An 18,879-nucleotide genomic window follows, 5' to 3' on the forward strand; every position below is an offset into this window, starting at 1 on the left:
GCCTTACGAGAAGATGCCGAGCAACGTCGAGAACAGGGTCTGAGCAGTCTGGATCACCTTGCTGTTCGCCTGATAGAGCTGCTGATATTGAAGCAGGTTGGCTGCTTCCTCATTGATGTTGACGCCCGACACCGACTGCTGCGCGGTCGTGATCTGCGTGACGAGCGCGGTTTGCGCGGTGCTCGAACTCTGGATCTGCGTCGTCTGGTTACCGATCGTGTTGACGTAGTTCGCGTACGCCTGCGTCAGCGTGGACGTGCCGCCGCCGAGCGACTGCGCCGACGTCAGGTTCGACAGCAGCTGTGCGTTGCGGCCGTCGCTGGCCGCGCCAGTGTTCGGTCCGATCGTGAACGAGTCGCCGTCGGCCGGCGTACCGCTGATCGTGACCGTCACATTGTTCATGCTGGCGGCGCTGGTCGAATTGGTCGGATTCGTGATCGTCAGCGTCGCGCCCGAGCCGGCCGTGTACGGCACCGCCGTCGTCGACGACGTGATGTTGTACGACTGGGACGGCGGTCCTGCCACCGTCACTGTGGAGTCCAGCGGGAAACCGGTGAGGCCCGTGCCGGCGGTGTACGTGATCGTCGACGCGGTGGTCGGCGCGGTGTAGCCCGCCGTCACCGTGCCCTGGGTGATCTTTGCGCTGCCCGTATTCGCTGCCGACGCCGAAGCCAGCACCGGCGCCGCAGCGGCGATTGCCGACGGCGACGTGGTCGCCAGCGCAAAGCCGTTCAGCGCGCCGCGTGTGGGCAGGACTTCGAACGAGTCGCCCGGTTGCATCGTGCCGGTGCTCGAGAATTGCAGGCCGTCGATCGGTTTGGTGAGATCCAGTGCGGAGCCCACCACGGAGCCGGTCGAATTGTCCGTCAGCGTGTAGGTAGTGCCGTTATAGGCAAGCGTGTAGTCGCCGGTCGTCGGCTGGGTCGCGTCCGCGAAAGTCGCGCTCACCGTTGCATTGCCGGTGTTCTGCGTGCTCGCGTTGACCTGCGGTGTGCCGACCGTGAACAGCGCGCCACCGGCCGAGCCGTTCAGCGTGATGCCCAGTTCGTTCTGCGCGTTCACCTGCGCGGCAAAGCTGGTGGCGATAGCGCCAAGTTGCGCTTCGGCCGGATCGAGCGTTTGCGAACGGAATTCCGCGAGACCGCCCAGCGTGCCGCCAGACAACTGGCTGTCGGACAGCGTCTGTGGCGTCGGTGTCGGCTTCGCGCCGACCTGGCCGAGATAGGTCACCGACACTTCGGTCGGATCGGTCGTCGACGTCGCCGTGCCCAGCGCAAAGCTGTTGTCCGCGGACACCAGCGGCTGGCCATTCGACATGTACACGCTATAGCTGCCGTTGCTGGCCTGCACTGTCTGCACGCCGATCAGCTGCGACAGGTTCGACACGGCTTCGTCGCGCTGGTCCATCAACTGGTTCGGCGTCTGGCCCTGGTTGCTGGCCGAGAGAATCTGGCTGTTCAGCGAAGCGATCTGCGCGGTGTACGTGTTGATCTGCGTGACCGCGTTGCTCATCTGCGTGTTGACGCTCGAGCGCAGGCTGTCGTATTGCGCGCCGGCCGCATTGATCTGGTCGGCGAGGGTCTGCGCATCGCTGACGGCGGTCTGCCGCGTGGCGGTGTCCGACGCGTCGTTGGCGACGTTCTGCAAACCGGTGAAATAGCTGTTGATGGCGCTCGCAATCCCCGTGGTCGGGCTGCCGACCAGGTTATTGAGCTGCGTGATCATCGTGTTGTACGCGGTCAGCGAGCCACTGGTCGATTGCGCGTTGTTGAGCTGGGTCGCCAGATACTGGCTGTACGAGCGCTGCACGGTGGTCGTGGAGACGCCCATCGGCAGATAGCCCGAACCGGTGTAGGTGCCGGCCGTTTCCGAATAGACCGGCGTTTCCACTGAGTAGCCGGCGGTCGACGCGTTGCTGATGTTCTCACCAGTCGTCGTCAAACCCCACTGGGCTGCATTAAGTCCGCTGAGGCCGATAGATATGAGATTGCCCGACATGCGTCATCCTGAAGGGCGACATCACACACATGCCGCCGAGTTACTGAATAAATTGTTTAACGGCCCCCCGCACAGAAAATTGAGGGCCATTCCGATGTATTCGATGCCTCAGCGCACCTGTTTTGCGCGCCGGTTCAGCGCACCAGCGAACGGCGCTTCATTTCGAGTTGCGTGATCAGGCGCTGCAACGTGTTTTCGGCGCTGCCCGGCAGCGTCAGAAAACGGAAACCGAGTTGATAGCGCTGCGTGCCGTTCGGCAGCGCCGTCGCGCGGTGCGACACGAGTTGCAGATCGAGCGACAACCGCCCGAGCGCGCCCAGCACCAGCTCGCAATCTTCGAAACGCATGCCCATCGGCAATTCGGCGACGCGCACGTCGGCCGTGCGCATGCCGACGCCGCCCAGCGACAGATCGTGCACTTCGAAGCGGAACGACGCGCCATCGGGGAACCGGCCCGTACACACGTACGGATCGAGAACCGGCGCATCGACGCGGAAATACTCGCGACGCTGCACGTAGAACAGCACATCGGGGAAATCGGCTTCGAACGCGGGCATGCCCTCGAACTTCGTCTCGCGCGGCGTGCCGACCGAGAACTCGACGCGCACGCCGTCGGGCGCCGCGTGGAATTTACAGCGGGGCGCGGCCAGCAGGCCGGAGTTCTGATTGGAGACGCCGCCCCAATCGAAGGTGAAAGTGCGGCCGCGCACGTCGACGTCGAGCAGGCGCGTGACTAGCTGCCCGCCCGGATATTCGACGGTGAGGAAATCGCCCCGATTGACGAGATTGCGCAACTGAACGCCGATTTCCAGCGGATTTCGACGGCCGAAATCATTGGCCCCTTCGTCTTGTGATACGTGCACGTGGGCCTGCATGTCGCGTTGGCCGTTCGACTGGTTCATATCCATGGGCTTGCCGGTATGCATGTTCTTGCGGGCGCGTGCCGAGGGCTCCTGCCGGGGCCTTCGAACGGTCTGTTTCAAGGCCGCGGCACACGCATTCAACCGGACGTTACAGCGCTTTTCCGGTATCAGATCTAACTGATTAGCGGCAGCGCCCAGCCAAAATTTAGGGGCGTGTAATGAAATATTTGCCGCAAACGTTAAACCGTGCTCCGCCTTCACGCGGCTGGGCCGGTCGCCGCTGGGCGACCGGCCTCGTCCGTCTTGTTATGCACCTGGCCCCGTCGCGTGCATGGATTCAGCCTGGAATTTGGACAACTTCGGGCGCGTGCCGCGCTTCGCCTCGTAGCGAACCGGCCTGAGCGGCGCGTCCCGTTCGGATGGCCGTTCAGGCCATCTTCTGCATGATCGACAGCAATTTTTTCGCGTAATGCGGGTCGGTTGCATAGCCCGCACGCTGCATGCCGTTCGCGAAACCCGCCACGTCGCGCGACGAATTCAGCACCTGCGCGTAACGCGGGTTGCTCTTGAGCACGCTCGCGTAGTCGGTCATCGCTTCCTGATACGAGTCGTACGCGCGGAATTTCTCGACCGTGCGCTGCGGCTTGCCGTTCACGTATTCGGTCGTGACCGTGGACACCGTCTTGCCGGTCCAGTCCTTGGTCGCCTTGATGCCGAACACGTTGTGGCTGGTCGAGCCGTCCGCCTTCTTGATCTCGCTCTTGCCCCAGCCCGATTCGAGCGCGGCCTGACCGATGATGAAGCGCGCCGGAATACCCGTCGCGGCGCTGGCGGCCTGAGCGGGCGCGGCCAGCTTGTCGACGAACGCGTCGACTTTCGACGAGCTGCCGTCGCCGCGCAACGGCGGCGTCAGCGAGCTGTTGCCCGTGTAGGGCTTGCCCATCGCCAGCTGACCGTTGGCCTGGGCGTTGCCGTAGGCTTTCGCGAGTGCGTTCAGCGCGGCGGTCTGGCCTTCGTCGCCACCGCCGGCGCTACTGCCGCCGCCGAGCGCGTTGGCCATGCTGGCCAGGCTGTTCGCCCCGCCGGCACCGCTTGCGCCGCCAACCTGCATGCCCTGATTGCGCATCAACTGTTTCAGCATGGCATCGGCCACGCCGATGCCCTTCTTCGACAGCTCCTGCGACATCTGCTGATCCATCATCGACGTGAAGGTCGCGCTGTCGTGGGAGTCGAACGGGCCGTCCTGCGGCGTCGCATCGCGCATGCTTTTCAGCATCATCTGCGTGAACACGGCGTCGAATTGCTGGGCGGCCATCTTCATGCCGGCTTGCGGCGACGCCTTGGCCTGCGCGCTCAGCGCGCCAAAACCCTGCACGTCGAGTGCAAACCGGTTGGTCAGGTCGTTCGCGGTATTGGTCGTATCCGAATTCATCTGGCGTCTTCCTTAGATGATTTCCAGGTCGGCGCGCAACGCGCCCGCCGCCTTCATGGCCTGCAGGATCGACATCAGATCCGCAGGCGTCGCACCGAGTGCATTGAGAGCCTTTACTACATCGGCCAGGTTCGCGCCGGCCGTCACCATTTTCAGTGCGCCGTTGTCCTGCTTCATCTGAATCTGAGACTGACGCGCGGCCACGGTCTGGCCGTTCGAGAACGCGCCCGGCTGGCTGACCACCGGTTGCGTGTTGATGACCACCGACAGATTGCCGTGCGCCACCGCGCAGGTCTGCAACGTGACCATCTGGTTCATCACGATCGAGCCGGTGCGCGCGTTCAGGATCACCTTCGCGGCGGCCTGCGCCGGCTTGACGTCGAGATTCTGCAATTGCGCCATGAACATCACCTGCTGCTGCGGATCGGTCGGCGCGCGCAACTGGATCGTGCGGCCGTCGAGTGCCATCGCCGTGCCGCTGCCGAACGCGTTGTTCACCGCCGAGACGACGCGCTGCGTGGTGTCGTAATCCATGTCATTGAGGTCGAGCTGCATCGTGCCAGCCTGCGACACCGACGTCGGCACCGCGCGTTCGACGATCGCGCCGCCCGCAATCCGGCCCGCTGCCAGCGTATTGACCTGCACCTTGCTGCCGTTGGCGCTCGCACCGGCGCCGCCCACAGCCATATTGCCCTGCCCGAGCGCGTACACCTGGCCGTCCGCGCCCTTGAGCGGCGTAAGCAGCAGCGTACCGCCGCGCAGGCTCTTCGCGTTGCCGAGCGAAGAAACGGTAATGTCGATCTGCTCGCCCGGACGCGCGAACGGCGGCAGCACCGCCGTCACCATCACCGCGGCGACGTTCTTCAACTGGATGTTCGACAGCGACGATGTCGAACTGCTCGAACCCGCCGCCTGGTTGTTGATCGAGATGCCGAGGTTCGCCAGCATGTTGGCGAGCGTCTGCGTGGTGAACGGTGTCTGGGTGGTCTGGTCGCCCGTGCCGTCGAGGCCGACCACGAGGCCGTAGCCGATCAGCGGGTTGTCACGCACGCCCTGGATCTGCACGAGGTCTTTCAGCCGTTCGGCATGCGCGGGCGTGACGGTCACGGCGGGCAGCGCGGCACAGGCCAGCGCGACGAACGCGAGCAAGCGTGCGGTTCGGGAAGCCGCGCGACGGACAGCGAAGCCCGCAGTCGAAACAGCGTGACCAGCGCGGCGAAGAGAGACGATACGCATGATCACCACGGCGACACGTTAAGGAAGAAGCGTTGCAGCCAGCCCATGTTCTCGGCTTCGTCGAGATAACCCTTGGCCGAGTACTCGATTTTCGCGTCGGCCACCTGGGTGGAATACACCGCGTTCAGGCTGGAAATCGTGTTCGGATTGACCACGCCGGAGAAGCGCACGAATTCGTTACCCTGATTGATCAGCATCTGTTTTTCGCCGCTGACCGTCAGGTTGCCGTTCGGCTGCACGCCCGTCACCGTCACGGTGATCGTGCCGTTGAACGTGTTCGACGCATTCGCGCCGCCGGTGCCCGCGAACACATTGCTGCCGTTCGCGCTCAGATTGGCCTTGCTGAACAGGCCGCTGAGAAAGCCCGCGGTCGGCACGGCCATGGCGGTGCTGCCCGAGCGGTTGGCATTCGCGCCTGACGACTTGGTCGCGTTGATGTTTTCGGCAATCACGATCGTGATGATGTCGCCCACATTGCGCGGCCGCTGGTCTTCGAACAGCGGTCGGCCCGCGTAGCCCGGATTGAAGATCGAACCGGGTGCCTGCATTTGCGGCGGCATCGGCGGGACGGCCGTCATCGGTTGTTGCGTGATCGGCTGCTTCGGCACGAGGCCGCAGCCGCCCAGCGCGGCGAGCAGCGTGAGCTGCACCAGCGCCTGAGCGGTGCGCGAATGAACCGGGATGCGAGAGATGTGCGACATCATGATTACCGCCTTTAATTCCCTGCCGCTCAAACCGACATCTGGCTGAGGGTCTGCAGCATCTGGTCGGACGTGGTCACGGCCTTGCTGTTGATTTCGTAGGCGCGCTGGGTCTGGATCATGTTCACCAGTTCCTGCACCACGTTGACGTTCGAGGCTTCCACGTAACCCTGATTCAGCGTGCCCGCGCCGTTCAGGCCCGGTTGCGCGATGTTCGGCGCGCCCGACGAAGCCGTTTCCGAGAACAGGTTCTCGCCCTTCGCATCCAGACCGGCCGGGTTGATGAAGGTGGCGAGCTGCATCGTGCCGAGCTGCTGCGTGTTGGTCGAACCGGCCACGGTGATCGATACCGAGCCGTCGCTGCCGACCGTCAGCGAGGTCGCGTTGGTCGGGATCGTGATGGCCGGCAGCACCTGATACCCGCTCGACGTGACCAGCTGGCCCTGCGCGTTGGTCTGGAACGAGCCGTCGCGCGTGTAGGCGGTGGTGCCGTCGGGCATCTGCACCTGGAAGAAGCCCTGGCCGTTGATCGCGAGGTCCTTCGAGTTGCCGGTTTGCTGCAGGTTGCCCTGGGTGTACAGACGCTCGGTGGCGACCTGTTGCACACCCGTGCCGAGCTGGATACCCGACGGCAATTCGGTTTGCTGCGTCGAATTCGCGCCCGGCTGACGGATGGTCTGATACAGCAGATCCTCGAACACCGCGCGCGAGCCCTTGAAGCCGTTGGTGCTGACGTTCGCGAGGTTGTTCGAGATGACGTCCATCTGCGACTGTTGCGCGTTCATGCCGGTAGCGGCGATGTAGAGCGAGCGATTCACTATGTTTCTCCTTTGTGGGTGGCGTTTAGCGCTTTAGCGCCTGGTGCCACCCCATGCAAAGCTGTCGACGTGAGCGGGCGCTTCAGCGCTTACCCCCGTCCCATGCAAAAACTGCTATCCCAACGCGGCCCGTCAGCTGAAGCTGAGCAGCTCGTTCGCGGACTGGTCGTTCTTATCCGCGTTCTCCAGCAGCTTGGTCTGCATCTGGAACTGCCGCGCGTTGGTGATCATCGAGACCATCGCGCTGACCGGATTCACGTTGCTGCCTTCCAGCGACGCCGGCGCGACCGTCACGGCCGGATCGGCGTCGGCGGGATTGCCGTCGGCGGTACGAAACAGGCCGTCGTCACCGCGCGTCATGGTTTGCGGATCGGGATTCACCAGCTTCAGCTGATCGATCGTCACCACGGCCGTCGGCGGATCGCCCGGCGTCAGCGCGGACACCGTGCCGTCCTTGCCGATGGTGATTTCCGCGCCCGGCGGCACCGACACCGGGCCGCCGTTGCCGAGCACCACCTGATTGGTGGCGTTCACCAGTTGCCCGTTTTCGTCGATGTGCAGATTGCCGGCGCGCGTATAAGCCTCGCCGCCGTCGGTGGTTTGCACCGCGAGCCATCCCGGCCCCTGGATTGCCACGTCGAGCGGATTGCCCGTCTGCTGGATCGGCCCCGGTGTGTAGTCCGCGCCCGGCGTCGACGACAGCACGAACGTGCGGGTGGTGTTGTCGTTGATCGAGCTGCCGTCGCCGAACGACATCGGCACGGCGCGGAACGTTTCGAGCTGCGCGCGAAAGCCCGTGGTCGAGGCGTTCGCGAGGTTGTTCGCAACGATGGCTTGTTGTTCGAGCGCCTGGGCGCTGCCCGACATCGCGGTGTAAATCAGCCGATCCATGATGGCTCCCGTTCGGTTACAGGTTGATCAGGGTCTGGTCGACGGTCTGCTGGGTCTTGATCGTCTGCGCGTTCGCCTGATAGTTGCGTTGCGCCGTGATCAGGTCGACCAGCGCCCCGGTCAGATCGACGTTCGAATCTTCGGTTTCACCCGGCACCAGGCTGCCGAGCTGGTTGGTGCCCGGCGTGCCGATCTGCGCCTGGCCTGACGCCAGCGTCTGACCGTATTCGTTGTTGCCGAGGTCGACGAGACCGTTCGGGTTCGTGAAGTTGGCCAGTGCGATCTGCCCGAGCAGGGCCGTCGCGCCGTTCGAGTACGTGCCCGTCACGTTGCCGGACGCGTCGATCGAGAAGTTGGTCAGGCTGCCCGCCTTGTTGCCGTTGGCCTGCATCGCGGCGACGTTGTCGCTGCCGCCGTACTGCGTCATGCCGGTCACGTTCAGCGTCAACGCTTGCGGCGTGCTCGAGCCGTCGGTGTTCGGAACCGTGAAGTTGAAGGCGAGCGGCGTTGCAGTCGGATTACCCGATGCGTCCGTCGTGCCGGTCAGCACGCCCGACGAATTGAAGGTCGCGCCGCCGATCAGCGAAGCCGTGCCGGTCGAGGTGCCTGCGTAGACGTTCCACGTGCCGGAGCCGGTCTTCGCGAAGTACAGGTTGACCTGCTGCGAGCCGCCGAGCGAGTCGTACGCGGTGACGCTGGTCGCGGCGTTGTAGGTCGCGCTGGAGTTCTGGTTGAACGCGATCGGCTGCGCGGTGATCGCATAGCTGTCGCCGGTAGCCGGCGTGCCGCTGAACGCGATGGTCTCGCCGTTGCCGAGGGTGATCGCCGTGCCGGCGGTGTACGTGCCGCCGGTGACGGTGACCGCGCCGGTCGTCGTGTCGGTGACGTTGTAGGTCGTGGGGCTCGTGAAATCGACCGAGTAGCTGTCGGTGTTGGTGCCCGCCGCCGCGTTGGTGACGACCGCGCCGGTGGTGGTCAGCGAGCCGCTGTTGGTGGTGCCGGCGGCCACGGTCGGCGTACCGTACATCAGGTCGTCCTGGGCGCCCAGGTTCAGGCCCGAGCCGGTGATCGTGGTCGTCACGACCGGTGCGATGTCGCCGGTCGGAATCTGCAGCGGCACGGTTTGCGCGGTGTTGATGATGCCTGCCGAATTCGCCGCATAGCCCATCAGCTCCAGGCCCTGCGTGTTGGTGATGTAGCCGTCCTTGTTCATCTGGAACACACCGTTACGCGAATACGTCAGCGTGCCGTTGTTGTTCATCTGGAAGAAGCCGTTGCCGTTGATCGCGGCATTCAGCGCGGCGCCGGTGCTGGTGAACGAGCCTTGTGCGAACTGCTGCTGCACACCGCTCAATTGCGTGCCGATACCGACCTGGTTGTTCACCGCGGTAGCGACGGAGCTGGCGTACACGTCGGCGAATTCAGCGGTGCCGCTCTTGAAGCCGACCGTATTGGCGTTGGCAATGTTGTTGCCGATCACGTCGAGATCGCTCGACGCCGCGGACAAACCGCTCAGACCTGTGTTGTAACTCATGATGACTCCGTATCTGGAAAGTCGTAACTAACTGGTGACTCGGAATTAGAGAATCGCGTTGATGCCGGTCAGCGGCACCGTCGAGCCGTTCGACAGCACGAGACCGCTGGTGCCGTCGGACTGCTGCACGACGCTTTCCACGGTCGCCGCGCTGAGCGCCGTCGCGGTGGCAGGCTGGCCGCCCGCCGTCGCGCTGACGGTAAAGGTGTAGGTGCCGTCGGCCAGCGTGTTGCCCGACGAATCGACCGCCGTCACGCCAACCGGTGTGACGCCCGCTGCCTGCTTGCCGAGGTCGATCGTGTTGACCACCGTGCCGGACGAGTTCTTGATCGTGAGCGTGACGTCGTCCGCTGCGGCCGGAAGCTGGACACCGATGGTGCTGGCCTTGCCGCTGGAAACCGTCATGGTGCTGCCCGACGCGAGCACGCTGCTGCCGATCAGCAATGCGGCCTGCGACGACTGGCCGGCCGCGAGTTGCGTCGACAGCGAAGTCAGCGACGTATTCAGCTGGCTGATGCCCTGCACCGTGCTGATCTCGGCCAGCTGCGAAGTCATCTGCGAGCTGTCCATCGGGCTGGTCGGGTCCTGGTTCTTCAACTGCGCGACGAGCAGTTGAAGAAAGGTGTTCTGCAGGTCGGCGGCCGACGTGCCGGACGAGCTGCTGCTCGATCCGGTGGCACTCGTCGCGCTGTTCGTGCCGTTCATCGTGTCGAGCAGGGTCTGCGAAACGGTGGCGCCGCTGCTGCCAATAGTGGTGGTCAAGGTAAGTCTCCTCAGGTTCCGATCGTGAGCGTTTTCAGCATCAGTGTTTTGGCCGTGTTTAGCGTCTCGACGTTGGCCTGATAGGAACGCGAAGCCGAAATCATGTTGACCATTTCCTGCACCGGGTCGACGTTGGGCAGCGTGACGTAACCGTCCGCGTTGGCCGCCGGGTTGCCGGGTTCATAAGCCGTTTTCATCGGCGACGGATCGTCGACCACGCCAGTGACCTGCACCCCGCCGACCTGCTGGCCGGACGCGCTGCGCGCGCCGCCGAGCGGGCTGACCGCGAACACGACCTGCTTGGCCTTGTACGGCTGGCCGTCCGGGCCGGTGGTACTGTCCGCGTTGGCGAGATTCGACGCCGTCACGTTGAGCCGTTGCGACTGCGCTGACATCGCGGAGCCGGCAACACCAAAAATATTCATCAGGGATGGCATGGTTTCCTGACCTCTCCTGCCGGTTCGACCCGGCCTCAAGTTAAGTCCCGTAGCGATTTGTGCTTGCTTGCTGCTGTATCTGTTACTGCATGCTCTGCATGTCTTTTACGAGCCTGACGTGATCGCCGAGAGCATCGTTTTGATCTGGTTCGATACCACTGTCATGCCGGACTCGTAGTGCAGCGTGTTGTCGGCGAACTGAACGCGCTCGGTGTCGATATCGACCGTGTTGCCGTCGAGCGCGGGTTGGGTCGGAATGCGGTATTGCAGGCTGCCGTAGTCGTCGGGCGAGCCGCCGGTTGCCGTCAGCGTGGCCTTGCCGGCCATGTGGCCCGGTTCCGTCGACACCATCGTCATGCCGCTCGTCACGCCCGCCGGTTGTGTCATCACCAGCGTCGAATTGTTCGACGCGCCCTGGCCGGCGGTGCTGCCGCCGGTCTTTTTCAGCGCGCCGGCCAGCGACGAAGCGAAGTCGACGTCGCGCGCCTTGTACCCGGGGGTATCGGCGTTGGCGATATTCGACGACAGCAGCTCCTGGCGGTAGGCGCGCACATCCATCGCCTGGCGGCCAAAGGCGAATTCGGCATCGAGTTTGTCCAGCATAGAAATCTCCCGAGAAGGTTCCCGAGGCGTCCCCGCCCGCGCCTCACTCGAGGATCGCATTGACCGGGAAGGCCTTTTTGCATGAGGTGCATCTTATGGGCCGAACGCAAGCGGCAATCGGACGAATAACCGGGAAAGGGGGCTTCTATTCAACGTTTGCGGCTGGGGCGCGCTCTCTAGAATGCAAGGCGTACCGATGCATTCGATGGAGAACCGTATGGACCAGCCCACTTCCGATCTGCCGCAGCGTGCGAGCCACGCGACGGCGTATCGCGCGAGTGCCGGTTTGCGTGCTTCGCGCGGCTCGCTGCCGGCACGCACCATGCGGGTCGCGCCGCGTCTGGCGCTGCGCGCCACGTCGCGCCTCCTGACGCGGATGGTGGTAAGCGTCGCGCTGTGGGTAGCGGGCGGCATCGTGCTGCTGCCGGGTAATACGCAAGCGCAGGAAGCGAGCGGGCCGATCGTGATCGCCGGTCCGGCTGAGAACAATCCGGCGGCGCTGAACGAAATCGCGCAAAAGATGGCAGCGGCGACGCCCGCGCAGCGCGCGGCGGTCGCCACCGCATTGGCCGCAGCCGCTGCACAGACGGCCGGACGCGAGCCGCAGAACCGCGACGCCGATCCGTTTTCGCGCGCGGCCGGTTCGAACGGCGCGATCGTGATTCCGGGCGCGGGAGAACCCGCTGCCGCGCCGGCCATGATCCGCACTAATTTCAAGCCCGATGCCAACGGCGTCGTGACGATTCCGCCGCAGGGTTCGTCGATGAACGTGGCGCGCGTCAATGCCGCGCAAAGCCCGCGTACGGCGACGACGGTCGTCCCGGTCGTGGTCGCTCCGGCGCAGCCCGGCGTGACCAACGCGCAGCCGGTTGCCGCGAGCGCGCCCCAAGGCGGCTTCGACAGCCTGGCTTCGCGCGGCCTGCCGCCCGAATTCAGCGCGAACGGCAAGCCCATCGCATCGCCGATGCCGAGCCGTCCCGCAATCGCCAAATCACAGGCACCGGCCGCAGTACGCCCAGTGGCAGCGGCCGTTGCGCCAGCAAATGCGCAGCAGCCCGCCGCAGCCGCTCAACCGGCGCCGCTGCCCGGCCAGCAGGACCCGGAAGCCATTCACACGGCCGCTCTCGCTTTCCTGCAACAGCAGGCAGTCGGTTTGCCCGGCAAGGTCGATATCACCGTCGCACCGGCTTTCCCGCGCGGCATCGCCGCCTGCACGGCTCTCGAACCGTTCATGCCGACGGGCGCGCGCATGTGGGGCCGCACGACCGTGGGCGTGCGCTGCGCAGGCGGCCACCCGTGGACCATCTACCTGCAGGCACGCGTGTCCCTGCACGCCACCTACTACCTCGCCGCGCGCGCCATGAATGCGGGCGAAGTGCTCACCGCCGCCGACCTCGTCGCGCGCGACGGCGACCTGACCGGCTTGCCGCAGGCCATCGTTACCGATCCGTCGCAGGCCGTCGGCTCGGTTTCGCTGACGCGGATCGCGGGCGGCATGCCGCTGCGTCGCGACATGCTCAGGAGCGCGTCGGCGGTGTCGATCGGCCAGACCGTGCGCGTCGTGGCAGCCGGCGAAGGCTTCTCGATTTCGGCGGAAGGCAGCGCGATGAACAACGCATCGCCGGGTCAGCAGATCCGGGTGAAAACCGCGAACGGCCAGATCATCTCGGGCATCGTCCGCGATGGCGCGACGGTGGAGATTCAGCTGTGAACTGTCTGGCCGCCCCGAATCGCACGCTGGCTGAGGCCGTGGCGGCGGAACGGGCTTTCCCGCAGGCGGCCGAGCCGCCGAAAGGGCCAGATTGCGTTGAGAAGCAAGGAAATGCGTGGAGCGATTGCGCTAAAGTTTTGATCAGCGGTTGCCGTTATCAGGATCAAATCGTTCAGGAAGCCAATCGTGAAAGTCGATTCCACAACCAATTCGAATCTGCCGGCGTTGAAAGACGCCGTGTCCCGCTCCCAGCAGAGCGACGCCAGCGCAGCGAGCGCCGACACCACGCAGAGTGCTGCGACGTCGGCGACGCAAACCGCGGGCAGCACGTCGGGCGACGCGAGCGTCAGCCTGTCGGGTTTGTCGCAGCATCTGCTGAGTCAGGCGGGGTCCGGCTCCGGCGACATCGACACCGCGCATGTCGCGTCGATCAAGCAGGCCATCGCGAATGGCACGCTGCAGATCGATTCGAGCAAGATCGCCGACGGCGTGTTGCAGACGGCGCGCGACCTGTTGCAGAACAAGACCTCGTCGACCGGCAACTAATCGACACAGTGCAGTGTGGTGAAGTGGCCGGCGACGTTCGACAAACTCGGCTCGCGAATCGTGCGCGAGCCGGCGTGTTTAGCGAGTTGTTGAGATGAAAGACGCCCTGCTTGCCACCCTCATCGAAGAATATTCGACTGTCGAGGCGTTCGCCTCGATTCTGACGCTCGAAACCAAAGCGTTGACCGCCGTCTCGCCGGTCGAACAATTACCGCCGATCATCGAGAAGAAAACGGAGCTGATCGGCGTGCTCGCGAGGCTCGAAGCCGCGCGCGACGCGCAACTGGCCGAGCTGGGTTTTCCGGCCGGCTGGTCCGGCATGGAGCTGGCGGCCAGCACCGACACACGAGTCGCCGAGCAATGGGCGCTGCTGCAAAAAGCGGCCGACCGCGCGCGACGCGTGAACACCAGCAACGGCGAGCTGATCCGCGTTCGGATGGACTACAACCAGCGGGCATTGGCCGCGTTGCAGGTAAACGTGCCGCGCAAAGCCAATTTCTACGGCCCGGACGGACGGATTCCGTCGCAAGTCGAGGTGTGATGATTGTCTGAGGCGGGTCCGGGCGGCGCCTGCGCGCCGCTTTACAGGCCAGTTGATCTGCTTCGTTTGAACGACAAAAAAAGGCTCGTCTTTGACGAGCCTTTTTGCTTTTCCGGCCACCTGTTTTTCAATTCCCCTCCCCCACGACTCCCGGCATTAGCCATCCGGCTAGCTGGCGCACAGACGCGCGACGCGTTGAAATGACAGACCTGTCGAGCTCCACGCCGTCAGCCGGTTCTTGTGTCTGAACCTCATGACGGCGGCTCCCCAACCACTAGCAGGAGTGTGTAATCGTGTGTATAGTAAGAGGAGTACCGCATGAACAGCGCCGAGGTCGTCAAACTGATTCAAACCGATGGCTGGCGTCTGATCCGCATATCGGGCAGTCACCATCACTTCCGGCACGCGGTAAAGCCCGGTCTCGTGACCATCCCGCATCCGAAAAGGGATCTGCCGCCCGGCACCCTGAACAGCATCCTGAAACAGGCAGGCCTGAAATGAAGAACTTGATTTTCCCGATCGCGATCGAGCCTGGCGACTCAGGCCACGCATTCGGTGTAGTGGTGCCCGACATTCCGGGTTGCCACTCGGCGGGCGACACGCTTGAAGAAGCCTACGCCAACGCCAAAGAGGCCATCGAGGCGCATCTCGACACCTTGCTCGACGAAGGCATGCCCATTCCCGAACGGCGCACGCTCGACGAACATCGGCGTAATCCTGAGTTCGCGGCGTTCACATGGGGCTTTGTCACCACGCGCAATATTCCTGCGCTGAAGAAAGCAGTCCGCATCAATATCTCGCTGCCCGAGGTGCTGGTCCACGAGATCGACACTTATGCGCAGGCGCGCGGCATGTCGCGCTCCGCATTTCTCGCGCTCGCCGCGGAACACGAGATGGCTGACGCATGAACAACACAGTGGGTTGAGCGCATCGCGCCAGAACACCAACTGTCCAGTCGTCAGTTTGCCTCGGCGTTTGCCCAGGCCATTTCACGCAACCGAGTGCGCAAACGCGCTACTGCCTGGCTGTGCAACTGGCACACCCGCGATTCGCTCACTTCCATCACCGCGCCAATTTCGCGCAAGTTCATGCCGCGTTCGTAGTACAGCGACATCAGCAGCTTCTCGCGATCCGGCAGGCGGTCGATCGCTTCCACCAGCGCCGAGCGCAGGCTGTCGTCGAGCAGCGCGGAGAGCGGATCGGAATGATCCACGCAATAGCGGTCGAGAAACGGCTCGTCGTCGGCGGAACGGTCGAAGTCTTCGTAATAGATCAACTGGCTGCCATGCAGGTCCTGCAGCATCGACTGATATTCGTCGAGCGGCATTTGCAGTTGCCCGGCAATCTCGGCTTCGCTCGCCGAACGGCCCAGGTTCTGCTCCACCTTGTGCACCGCCGTTTCGACTTCACGCGACGTGCGCCGCAAGCTGCGCGGCAACCAGTCGTTACTGCGCAATTCGTCGAGCATCGCACCGCGAATCCGCTGGCTCGCGTAGGTCTCGAACTGCGCGCCCTGATCTTCCTTGTAGCGCCCTGCCGCATCCAGCAATCCGATCATGCCGGCCTGGATAAGATCGTCGAGATCGACGCTCGCCGGCATCTTGGCGACGATCTGCAAGCCGAGACGACGCACCAGCGGTGCGTACTTCGTCAGAACTTCGGCTTGGGAAATCTTTCCCTGAGCGTTATACATCGTGCTCCCCTTGTCCTCGTGCCGCCTCTCAGGCGTGCTGCGGTGACGGTTGATCGGCGTGTTGCGCCGCTGTAACGGTCGCAGGCGCCCGCCAGGGCGTTTGCGACGACATCGCTGGCCGCATCGGCCAGTACTGCAATTCGGCGGCGAGGTGCCGGAAGTCGCGCGCGGCAGGTGTCGACGGGAATGCATCGACGACACAACGCGACAACTCCTGGGCTCGCGCCATCCGCGCATCGGCGGCAATGCAACCGGCGTCTTCCAGCGCCACCGTCAGGTAGCGCCCGGCCACGCCGGCGAGATTCATGAAAATGGTGTGCGCGTCGTTCACGCTCTGCACGTAATTGACCAGCACCCGGAACTGCGCGATGGCGTGCGCGAAGTGCAACCGTTTCATGCACGCGTACGCATCGGTGATCGCCTGGGCCGACATCCGCGCGACCACCATCACGTCGTGCGCCTGCCGCGCGAATGGCGACAGCTGGCCCTGTTCATCGAGTTGCGCGTCGATCAGCACGATGTCGGCGGTGCCGCCCAGCAACACGTTGAATTGCTGCGTCGTGTGTCCTTCGCGATTGGCGCGCGAGGCGGCCAGCACCGAAAAACCGAGCGGATGACGGGCGGCGGCATCGTCGAGCGTCATCTCGCCGCGCATCACGGCAGCGAAATTGCCCGCGCCGCGCAAGCCGCCGAGCAGCGCACTGACCGAGCGCTCGCCCACACATTCGTCGATCACGAGCACGTCCTTGCCCTGCTGCGCAAGCGCTGCCGCGAGGTTCACGACCACCGTCGTGCAACCGACGCCCACCGGTCCGCCCGTCACCGCGATCACGCGTGCGCCGGTGCGGGTCAACAGTCGCCGCAGTCCTTCTGCCTGATCCGAGATGAGCTTATCCAAAGCGGACCTCGTGCTGTTCGGCGGTCGAGCGTGCGGACAGCGCGGAGAGCAGCGCGGGAATATCGTCGGCGTGCGGCACGAATGGCGAGTTGTCTCGCGGTATGCAGAACGCGCTCTTGATCAAAAATTTCTTCGTGGCGACGTACAGGTTTTCCGGCACCTTCTGACCAGTCGACACGTAATGCACCGGCAGCTTGTAGCGGATCACCGTATCGAGCACGCCGCCCAGGTTGGTAGCTTCGTCGATCTTGGTCAGGATGCAGCCGGCGAGCGGCTGTTGATCCGGCGCGCGCTGATAGGCCTGTACGACTTCGTTGAGCGTGTCGCCGTGGCTCGTTGCGTTGAGCAGCAACAGGCGTTGCACCGGCTGACCGGCGCGGCACAGCATCGCGATCTGGTCGGAGACCAGACGGTCGCGCTGGCTCATGCCGATCGTGTCGATCAGCACGATGTGCTTGTTGCGCAATTCGGAGAGCGCGAGTTGCAGATCGGCGCCGTCCTTCACCGCGTGAACCGACACGCCGAGAATCTTGCCGAAGATGCGCAGTTGTTCGTGGCCGCCGATCCGGTAGCTGTCGGTGGTCAGCAGCGCGACCTTGCTGGCGCCGAAGCGCATCACGCAGCGCGCGGCGAGCTTCGCCGTGGTCGTGGTCTTGCCGACGCCCGTCGGGCCCATCAGCGCGAACACGCCGCCGCGCTCCATCAGCGCGTCTTCGTCTTCCATCACCGGCAGGTTCGATTCGAGCACGGTGCGAACCCACTCCATGCCGGCGTCCATGTTGTCGACTTCGGCAGGCAGGTTGTCGACCATCATCTGCACGAGTTGCGCGGAAAAACCGGCGGCGAACAGGTGCTTGGTGAGCGCGGCGCGCGCCGGGCTGCGGCGCTGGCGATCGCCCCACAGCAGGCCGGCAAAGTGTTCTTCCATCATGCCGCGCATCGACGACAGTTCGTTCATCACGGTGTCGTTGACGACCTGCTCCATGCGCGCCTTGATCGCTTCGGCGACGGCTGCGGGCGTGCGGGCTTCGTCGACAGTCGGCATCGGCGCGATCTTCTGCGCGTTGCGGCGGGCGGCGACCTGCGCCGCTTCGCGGGCCCATTCGGGCGTGTCGGCGGCTTGCGGGCCGGTGACCGGCGGCGTGGCGACCGCGCTGACTTCGACTGCTGCGCCGAGGCCCTTCGCGGTGGCGACCGACGGCGTCATCGGCGACGGACGCGAGCTATGCGCGCCGTCTTCCTGTTGCTGGTCTGCGGCGATGCGACGTGCGTGGTCGATCAGCCAGGGGTTCGATTCGGCCATCGTGCGCGGCGCGTTGGTATCGGCGGTCGCGGTGACCGGCGAAGGCGCTACACCCGCCGCCTTCAGCAGATCGGCGCGCATGTCTTCCGACAGACGCGTGGCCGCTGCGCGGGCGCTCGGAACTGGTTGAACCGGGACTGGAGTAGCGCTGGCGGTCGTGGCGGGCAGCGAGTTGCCCGGTGCGGCGGCGGCAATCGCTGCGGAGATGGCGGAAGGGATCGTCGAAGGAATCGCTGCGGGAGCGCCCAGCGGCGCATCGTTCGCCAGCAGATTCGCGGACAGACCGGCCGGCAAGCTCGGCGGCATCGCGTCGGCGCCTGCTTCGGGGCTCGCGCCGAACACCGACGAGAACACGTCGGGCATGCCGCTCGCATACGGATTCGCCTGCATTGGCGGCAGCGCACGCGGTGCGCCGAATGAGGGCAGTCCAGCGCCCGTATTCATCGGTGCGCCCTGGCCATTCGCGCCCTGGCGAGCCTTGGGCGTGATGGACGCGAGATCGCTGTCGGCCAGCGCGACGATTTCGACGCTGCCGTCGTCCATCGTACGGTTGGACAACACGACTGCGTCTGCGCCGAGGGCTTCACGGACGAGACGCAGAGCATCGCGACTAGTCGCACCGATAAATTTACGAATGTTCAAGCTGGACCCCCGATGAGGTAAACGGACTAACGGACCGGCAACATACCGCTTCCCATTGAGATCAATTATTGCGAAAGCCGTCGAGCGACGATCGATGGATAAAGACCGTTAAAGGTAGGCAATTCGCACGATGGGGAGATGGCGGATGTCACGCGCACGGGCGCATGAAGCGCGTTTGCGCGGGCACCGCGCGTGGCTGCGCAAGCGGCGCGGCAAGGGTCGGTAAGGCAATCCCTGGCTGCCGTCGCGTGCACGCGACGATCCGCCGGA

Annotated in this window: 19 protein-coding genes; 5 read left to right on the top strand and 14 right to left on the bottom strand. The window is 64.5% G+C overall.

Translation table 11 applies throughout. The features are described 5' to 3' along the window. Positions 1-3: 3 nt before the first annotated feature. The 11 genes from flgK to flgB form a co-directional block, all read right to left on the bottom strand. Positions 4-1,998, bottom strand: coding sequence for a flagellar hook-associated protein FlgK (gene flgK, locus ABH945_RS09675; RefSeq protein WP_429250433.1), 1,995 nt, complete (start codon positions 1,996-1,998; stop codon positions 4-6). Between the two features lie 134 nt (positions 1,999-2,132). Next, positions 2,133-2,873: a flagellar brake protein gene (locus ABH945_RS09680; RefSeq protein ID WP_429251075.1), complete on the bottom strand. Its 741-nt coding sequence runs from the start codon at positions 2,871-2,873 to the stop codon at positions 2,133-2,135. A gap of 415 nt (positions 2,874-3,288) precedes the next feature. Next, the gene (gene flgJ, locus ABH945_RS09685; protein WP_074762461.1) at positions 3,289-4,293 is read right to left on the bottom strand and encodes a flagellar assembly peptidoglycan hydrolase FlgJ; all 1,005 of its coding nucleotides are present in this window, start codon (positions 4,291-4,293) and stop codon (positions 3,289-3,291) included. 12 nt (positions 4,294-4,305) lie between these two features. After that, positions 4,306-5,529, bottom strand: a complete 1,224-nt coding sequence (locus tag ABH945_RS09690) for a flagellar basal body P-ring protein FlgI (protein ID WP_429250434.1) — start codon at positions 5,527-5,529, stop codon at positions 4,306-4,308. Positions 5,530-5,531: 2 nt separating this feature from the next. After that, positions 5,532-6,230 carry a flagellar basal body L-ring protein FlgH gene (gene flgH / locus ABH945_RS09695; RefSeq protein WP_074766180.1) on the bottom strand — a complete coding sequence of 233 codons (699 nt, stop codon included), beginning with the start codon at positions 6,228-6,230 and terminating at the stop codon, positions 5,532-5,534. Positions 6,231-6,259: 29 nt separating this feature from the next. After that, positions 6,260-7,048: a flagellar basal-body rod protein FlgG gene (flgG, locus tag ABH945_RS09700; RefSeq protein ID WP_074762462.1), complete on the bottom strand. Its 789-nt coding sequence runs from the start codon at positions 7,046-7,048 to the stop codon at positions 6,260-6,262. 132 nt (positions 7,049-7,180) lie between these two features. Then, positions 7,181-7,939 (bottom strand): flagellar basal-body rod protein FlgF, encoded by a 759-nt coding sequence (flgF, locus tag ABH945_RS09705; protein ID WP_074762463.1) that lies wholly within the window; start codon positions 7,937-7,939, stop codon positions 7,181-7,183. A 16-nt stretch (positions 7,940-7,955) separates the two neighbouring features. Then, a complete protein-coding gene (locus ABH945_RS09710) occupies positions 7,956-9,473 on the bottom strand; it encodes a flagellar hook protein FlgE (protein ID WP_074762464.1) in 1,518 nt (505 codons plus the stop codon). Positions 9,474-9,518: 45 nt separating this feature from the next. Further along, positions 9,519-10,235 (bottom strand): flagellar hook assembly protein FlgD, encoded by a 717-nt coding sequence (locus ABH945_RS09715; RefSeq protein ID WP_429250435.1) that lies wholly within the window; start codon positions 10,233-10,235, stop codon positions 9,519-9,521. An 11-nt stretch (positions 10,236-10,246) separates the two neighbouring features. Further along, positions 10,247-10,672 (bottom strand): flagellar basal body rod protein FlgC, encoded by a 426-nt coding sequence (flgC, locus tag ABH945_RS09720; protein WP_074762466.1) that lies wholly within the window; start codon positions 10,670-10,672, stop codon positions 10,247-10,249. Between the two features lie 105 nt (positions 10,673-10,777). Continuing rightward, positions 10,778-11,275 (bottom strand): flagellar basal body rod protein FlgB, encoded by a 498-nt coding sequence (gene flgB / locus ABH945_RS09725; protein WP_074762467.1) that lies wholly within the window; start codon positions 11,273-11,275, stop codon positions 10,778-10,780. Between the two features lie 217 nt (positions 11,276-11,492). On the opposite strand from flgB, the gene flgA reads away from it, so the two are divergent. The 5 genes from flgA (at position 11,493) to ABH945_RS09750 (ending at position 14,981) form a co-directional block, all read left to right on the top strand. Beyond that, the gene (gene flgA, locus ABH945_RS09730) at positions 11,493-12,986 is read left to right on the top strand and encodes a flagellar basal body P-ring formation chaperone FlgA (protein WP_429250436.1); all 1,494 of its coding nucleotides are present in this window, start codon (positions 11,493-11,495) and stop codon (positions 12,984-12,986) included. 186 nt (positions 12,987-13,172) lie between these two features. Then, positions 13,173-13,532, top strand: coding sequence for a flagellar biosynthesis anti-sigma factor FlgM (gene flgM / locus ABH945_RS09735; protein WP_074762469.1), 360 nt, complete (start codon positions 13,173-13,175; stop codon positions 13,530-13,532). A gap of 94 nt (positions 13,533-13,626) precedes the next feature. Then, positions 13,627-14,073, top strand: a complete 447-nt coding sequence (locus tag ABH945_RS09740) for a flagella synthesis protein FlgN (protein ID WP_429250437.1) — start codon at positions 13,627-13,629, stop codon at positions 14,071-14,073. Positions 14,074-14,391: 318 nt separating this feature from the next. Beyond that, positions 14,392-14,574: a type II toxin-antitoxin system HicA family toxin gene (locus tag ABH945_RS09745; protein WP_074762471.1), complete on the top strand. Its 183-nt coding sequence runs from the start codon at positions 14,392-14,394 to the stop codon at positions 14,572-14,574. Continuing rightward, entirely contained in the window at positions 14,571-14,981 is a 411-nt protein-coding gene (locus ABH945_RS09750) for a type II toxin-antitoxin system HicB family antitoxin (protein ID WP_074762472.1), read from the top strand. The genes ABH945_RS09745 and ABH945_RS09750 overlap by 4 nt, the downstream gene beginning before the upstream one ends. A gap of 50 nt (positions 14,982-15,031) precedes the next feature. Here ABH945_RS09750 and ABH945_RS09755 read toward each other — a convergent pair whose 3' ends face one another. The 3 genes from ABH945_RS09755 to flhF are packed head-to-tail and all read right to left on the bottom strand — an operon-like array spanning position 15,032 to position 18,609. Next, complete coding sequence (locus ABH945_RS09755; RefSeq protein ID WP_074762473.1) at positions 15,032-15,766, bottom strand: RNA polymerase sigma factor FliA; 735 nt, start codon at positions 15,764-15,766, stop codon at positions 15,032-15,034. 28 nt (positions 15,767-15,794) lie between these two features. Continuing rightward, the gene (locus ABH945_RS09760; protein WP_429250438.1) at positions 15,795-16,664 is read right to left on the bottom strand and encodes a MinD/ParA family ATP-binding protein; all 870 of its coding nucleotides are present in this window, start codon (positions 16,662-16,664) and stop codon (positions 15,795-15,797) included. After that, entirely contained in the window at positions 16,657-18,609 is a 1,953-nt protein-coding gene (gene flhF, locus ABH945_RS09765; protein ID WP_429250439.1) for a flagellar biosynthesis protein FlhF, read from the bottom strand. Before flhF ends, ABH945_RS09760 begins: the two co-directional genes overlap by 8 nt. Positions 18,610-18,879 lie beyond the last annotated feature (270 nt).

Origin of the sequence: Paraburkholderia sp. GAS333 (assembly GCF_050435665.1) — a bacterium.
GTDB lineage: Bacteria > Pseudomonadota > Gammaproteobacteria > Burkholderiales > Burkholderiaceae > Paraburkholderia > Paraburkholderia fungorum_A.

Bases quoted from the DNA above. Each gene is read 5' to 3' on its own strand.
- flgK (WP_429250433.1), bottom strand. From the start codon at position 1,998: ATGTCGGGCAATCTCATATCTATCGGCCTCAGCGGACTTAATGCAGCC.
- ABH945_RS09680 (WP_429251075.1), bottom strand. From the start codon at position 2,873: ATGCAGGCCCACGTGCACGTATCACAAGACGAAGGGGCCAATGATTTC.
- flgJ (WP_074762461.1), bottom strand. From the start codon at position 4,293: ATGAATTCGGATACGACCAATACCGCGAACGACCTGACCAACCGGTTT.
- ABH945_RS09690 (WP_429250434.1), bottom strand. From the start codon at position 5,529: ATGCGTATCGTCTCTCTTCGCCGCGCTGGTCACGCTGTTTCGACTGCG.
- flgH (WP_074766180.1), bottom strand. From the start codon at position 6,230: ATGTCGCACATCTCTCGCATCCCGGTTCATTCGCGCACCGCTCAGGCG.
- flgF (WP_074762463.1), bottom strand. From the start codon at position 7,939: ATGGATCGGCTGATTTACACCGCGATGTCGGGCAGCGCCCAGGCGCTC.
- ABH945_RS09710 (WP_074762464.1), bottom strand. From the start codon at position 9,473: ATGAGTTACAACACAGGTCTGAGCGGTTTGTCCGCGGCGTCGAGCGAT.
- flgC (WP_074762466.1), bottom strand. From the start codon at position 10,672: ATGCCATCCCTGATGAATATTTTTGGTGTTGCCGGCTCCGCGATGTCA.
- flgB (WP_074762467.1), bottom strand. From the start codon at position 11,275: ATGCTGGACAAACTCGATGCCGAATTCGCCTTTGGCCGCCAGGCGATG.
- flgA (WP_429250436.1), top strand. From the start codon at position 11,493: ATGGACCAGCCCACTTCCGATCTGCCGCAGCGTGCGAGCCACGCGACG.
- ABH945_RS09740 (WP_429250437.1), top strand. From the start codon at position 13,627: ATGAAAGACGCCCTGCTTGCCACCCTCATCGAAGAATATTCGACTGTC.
- ABH945_RS09745 (WP_074762471.1), top strand. From the start codon at position 14,392: ATGAACAGCGCCGAGGTCGTCAAACTGATTCAAACCGATGGCTGGCGT.
- ABH945_RS09750 (WP_074762472.1), top strand. From the start codon at position 14,571: ATGAAGAACTTGATTTTCCCGATCGCGATCGAGCCTGGCGACTCAGGC.
- ABH945_RS09755 (WP_074762473.1), bottom strand. From the start codon at position 15,766: ATGTATAACGCTCAGGGAAAGATTTCCCAAGCCGAAGTTCTGACGAAG.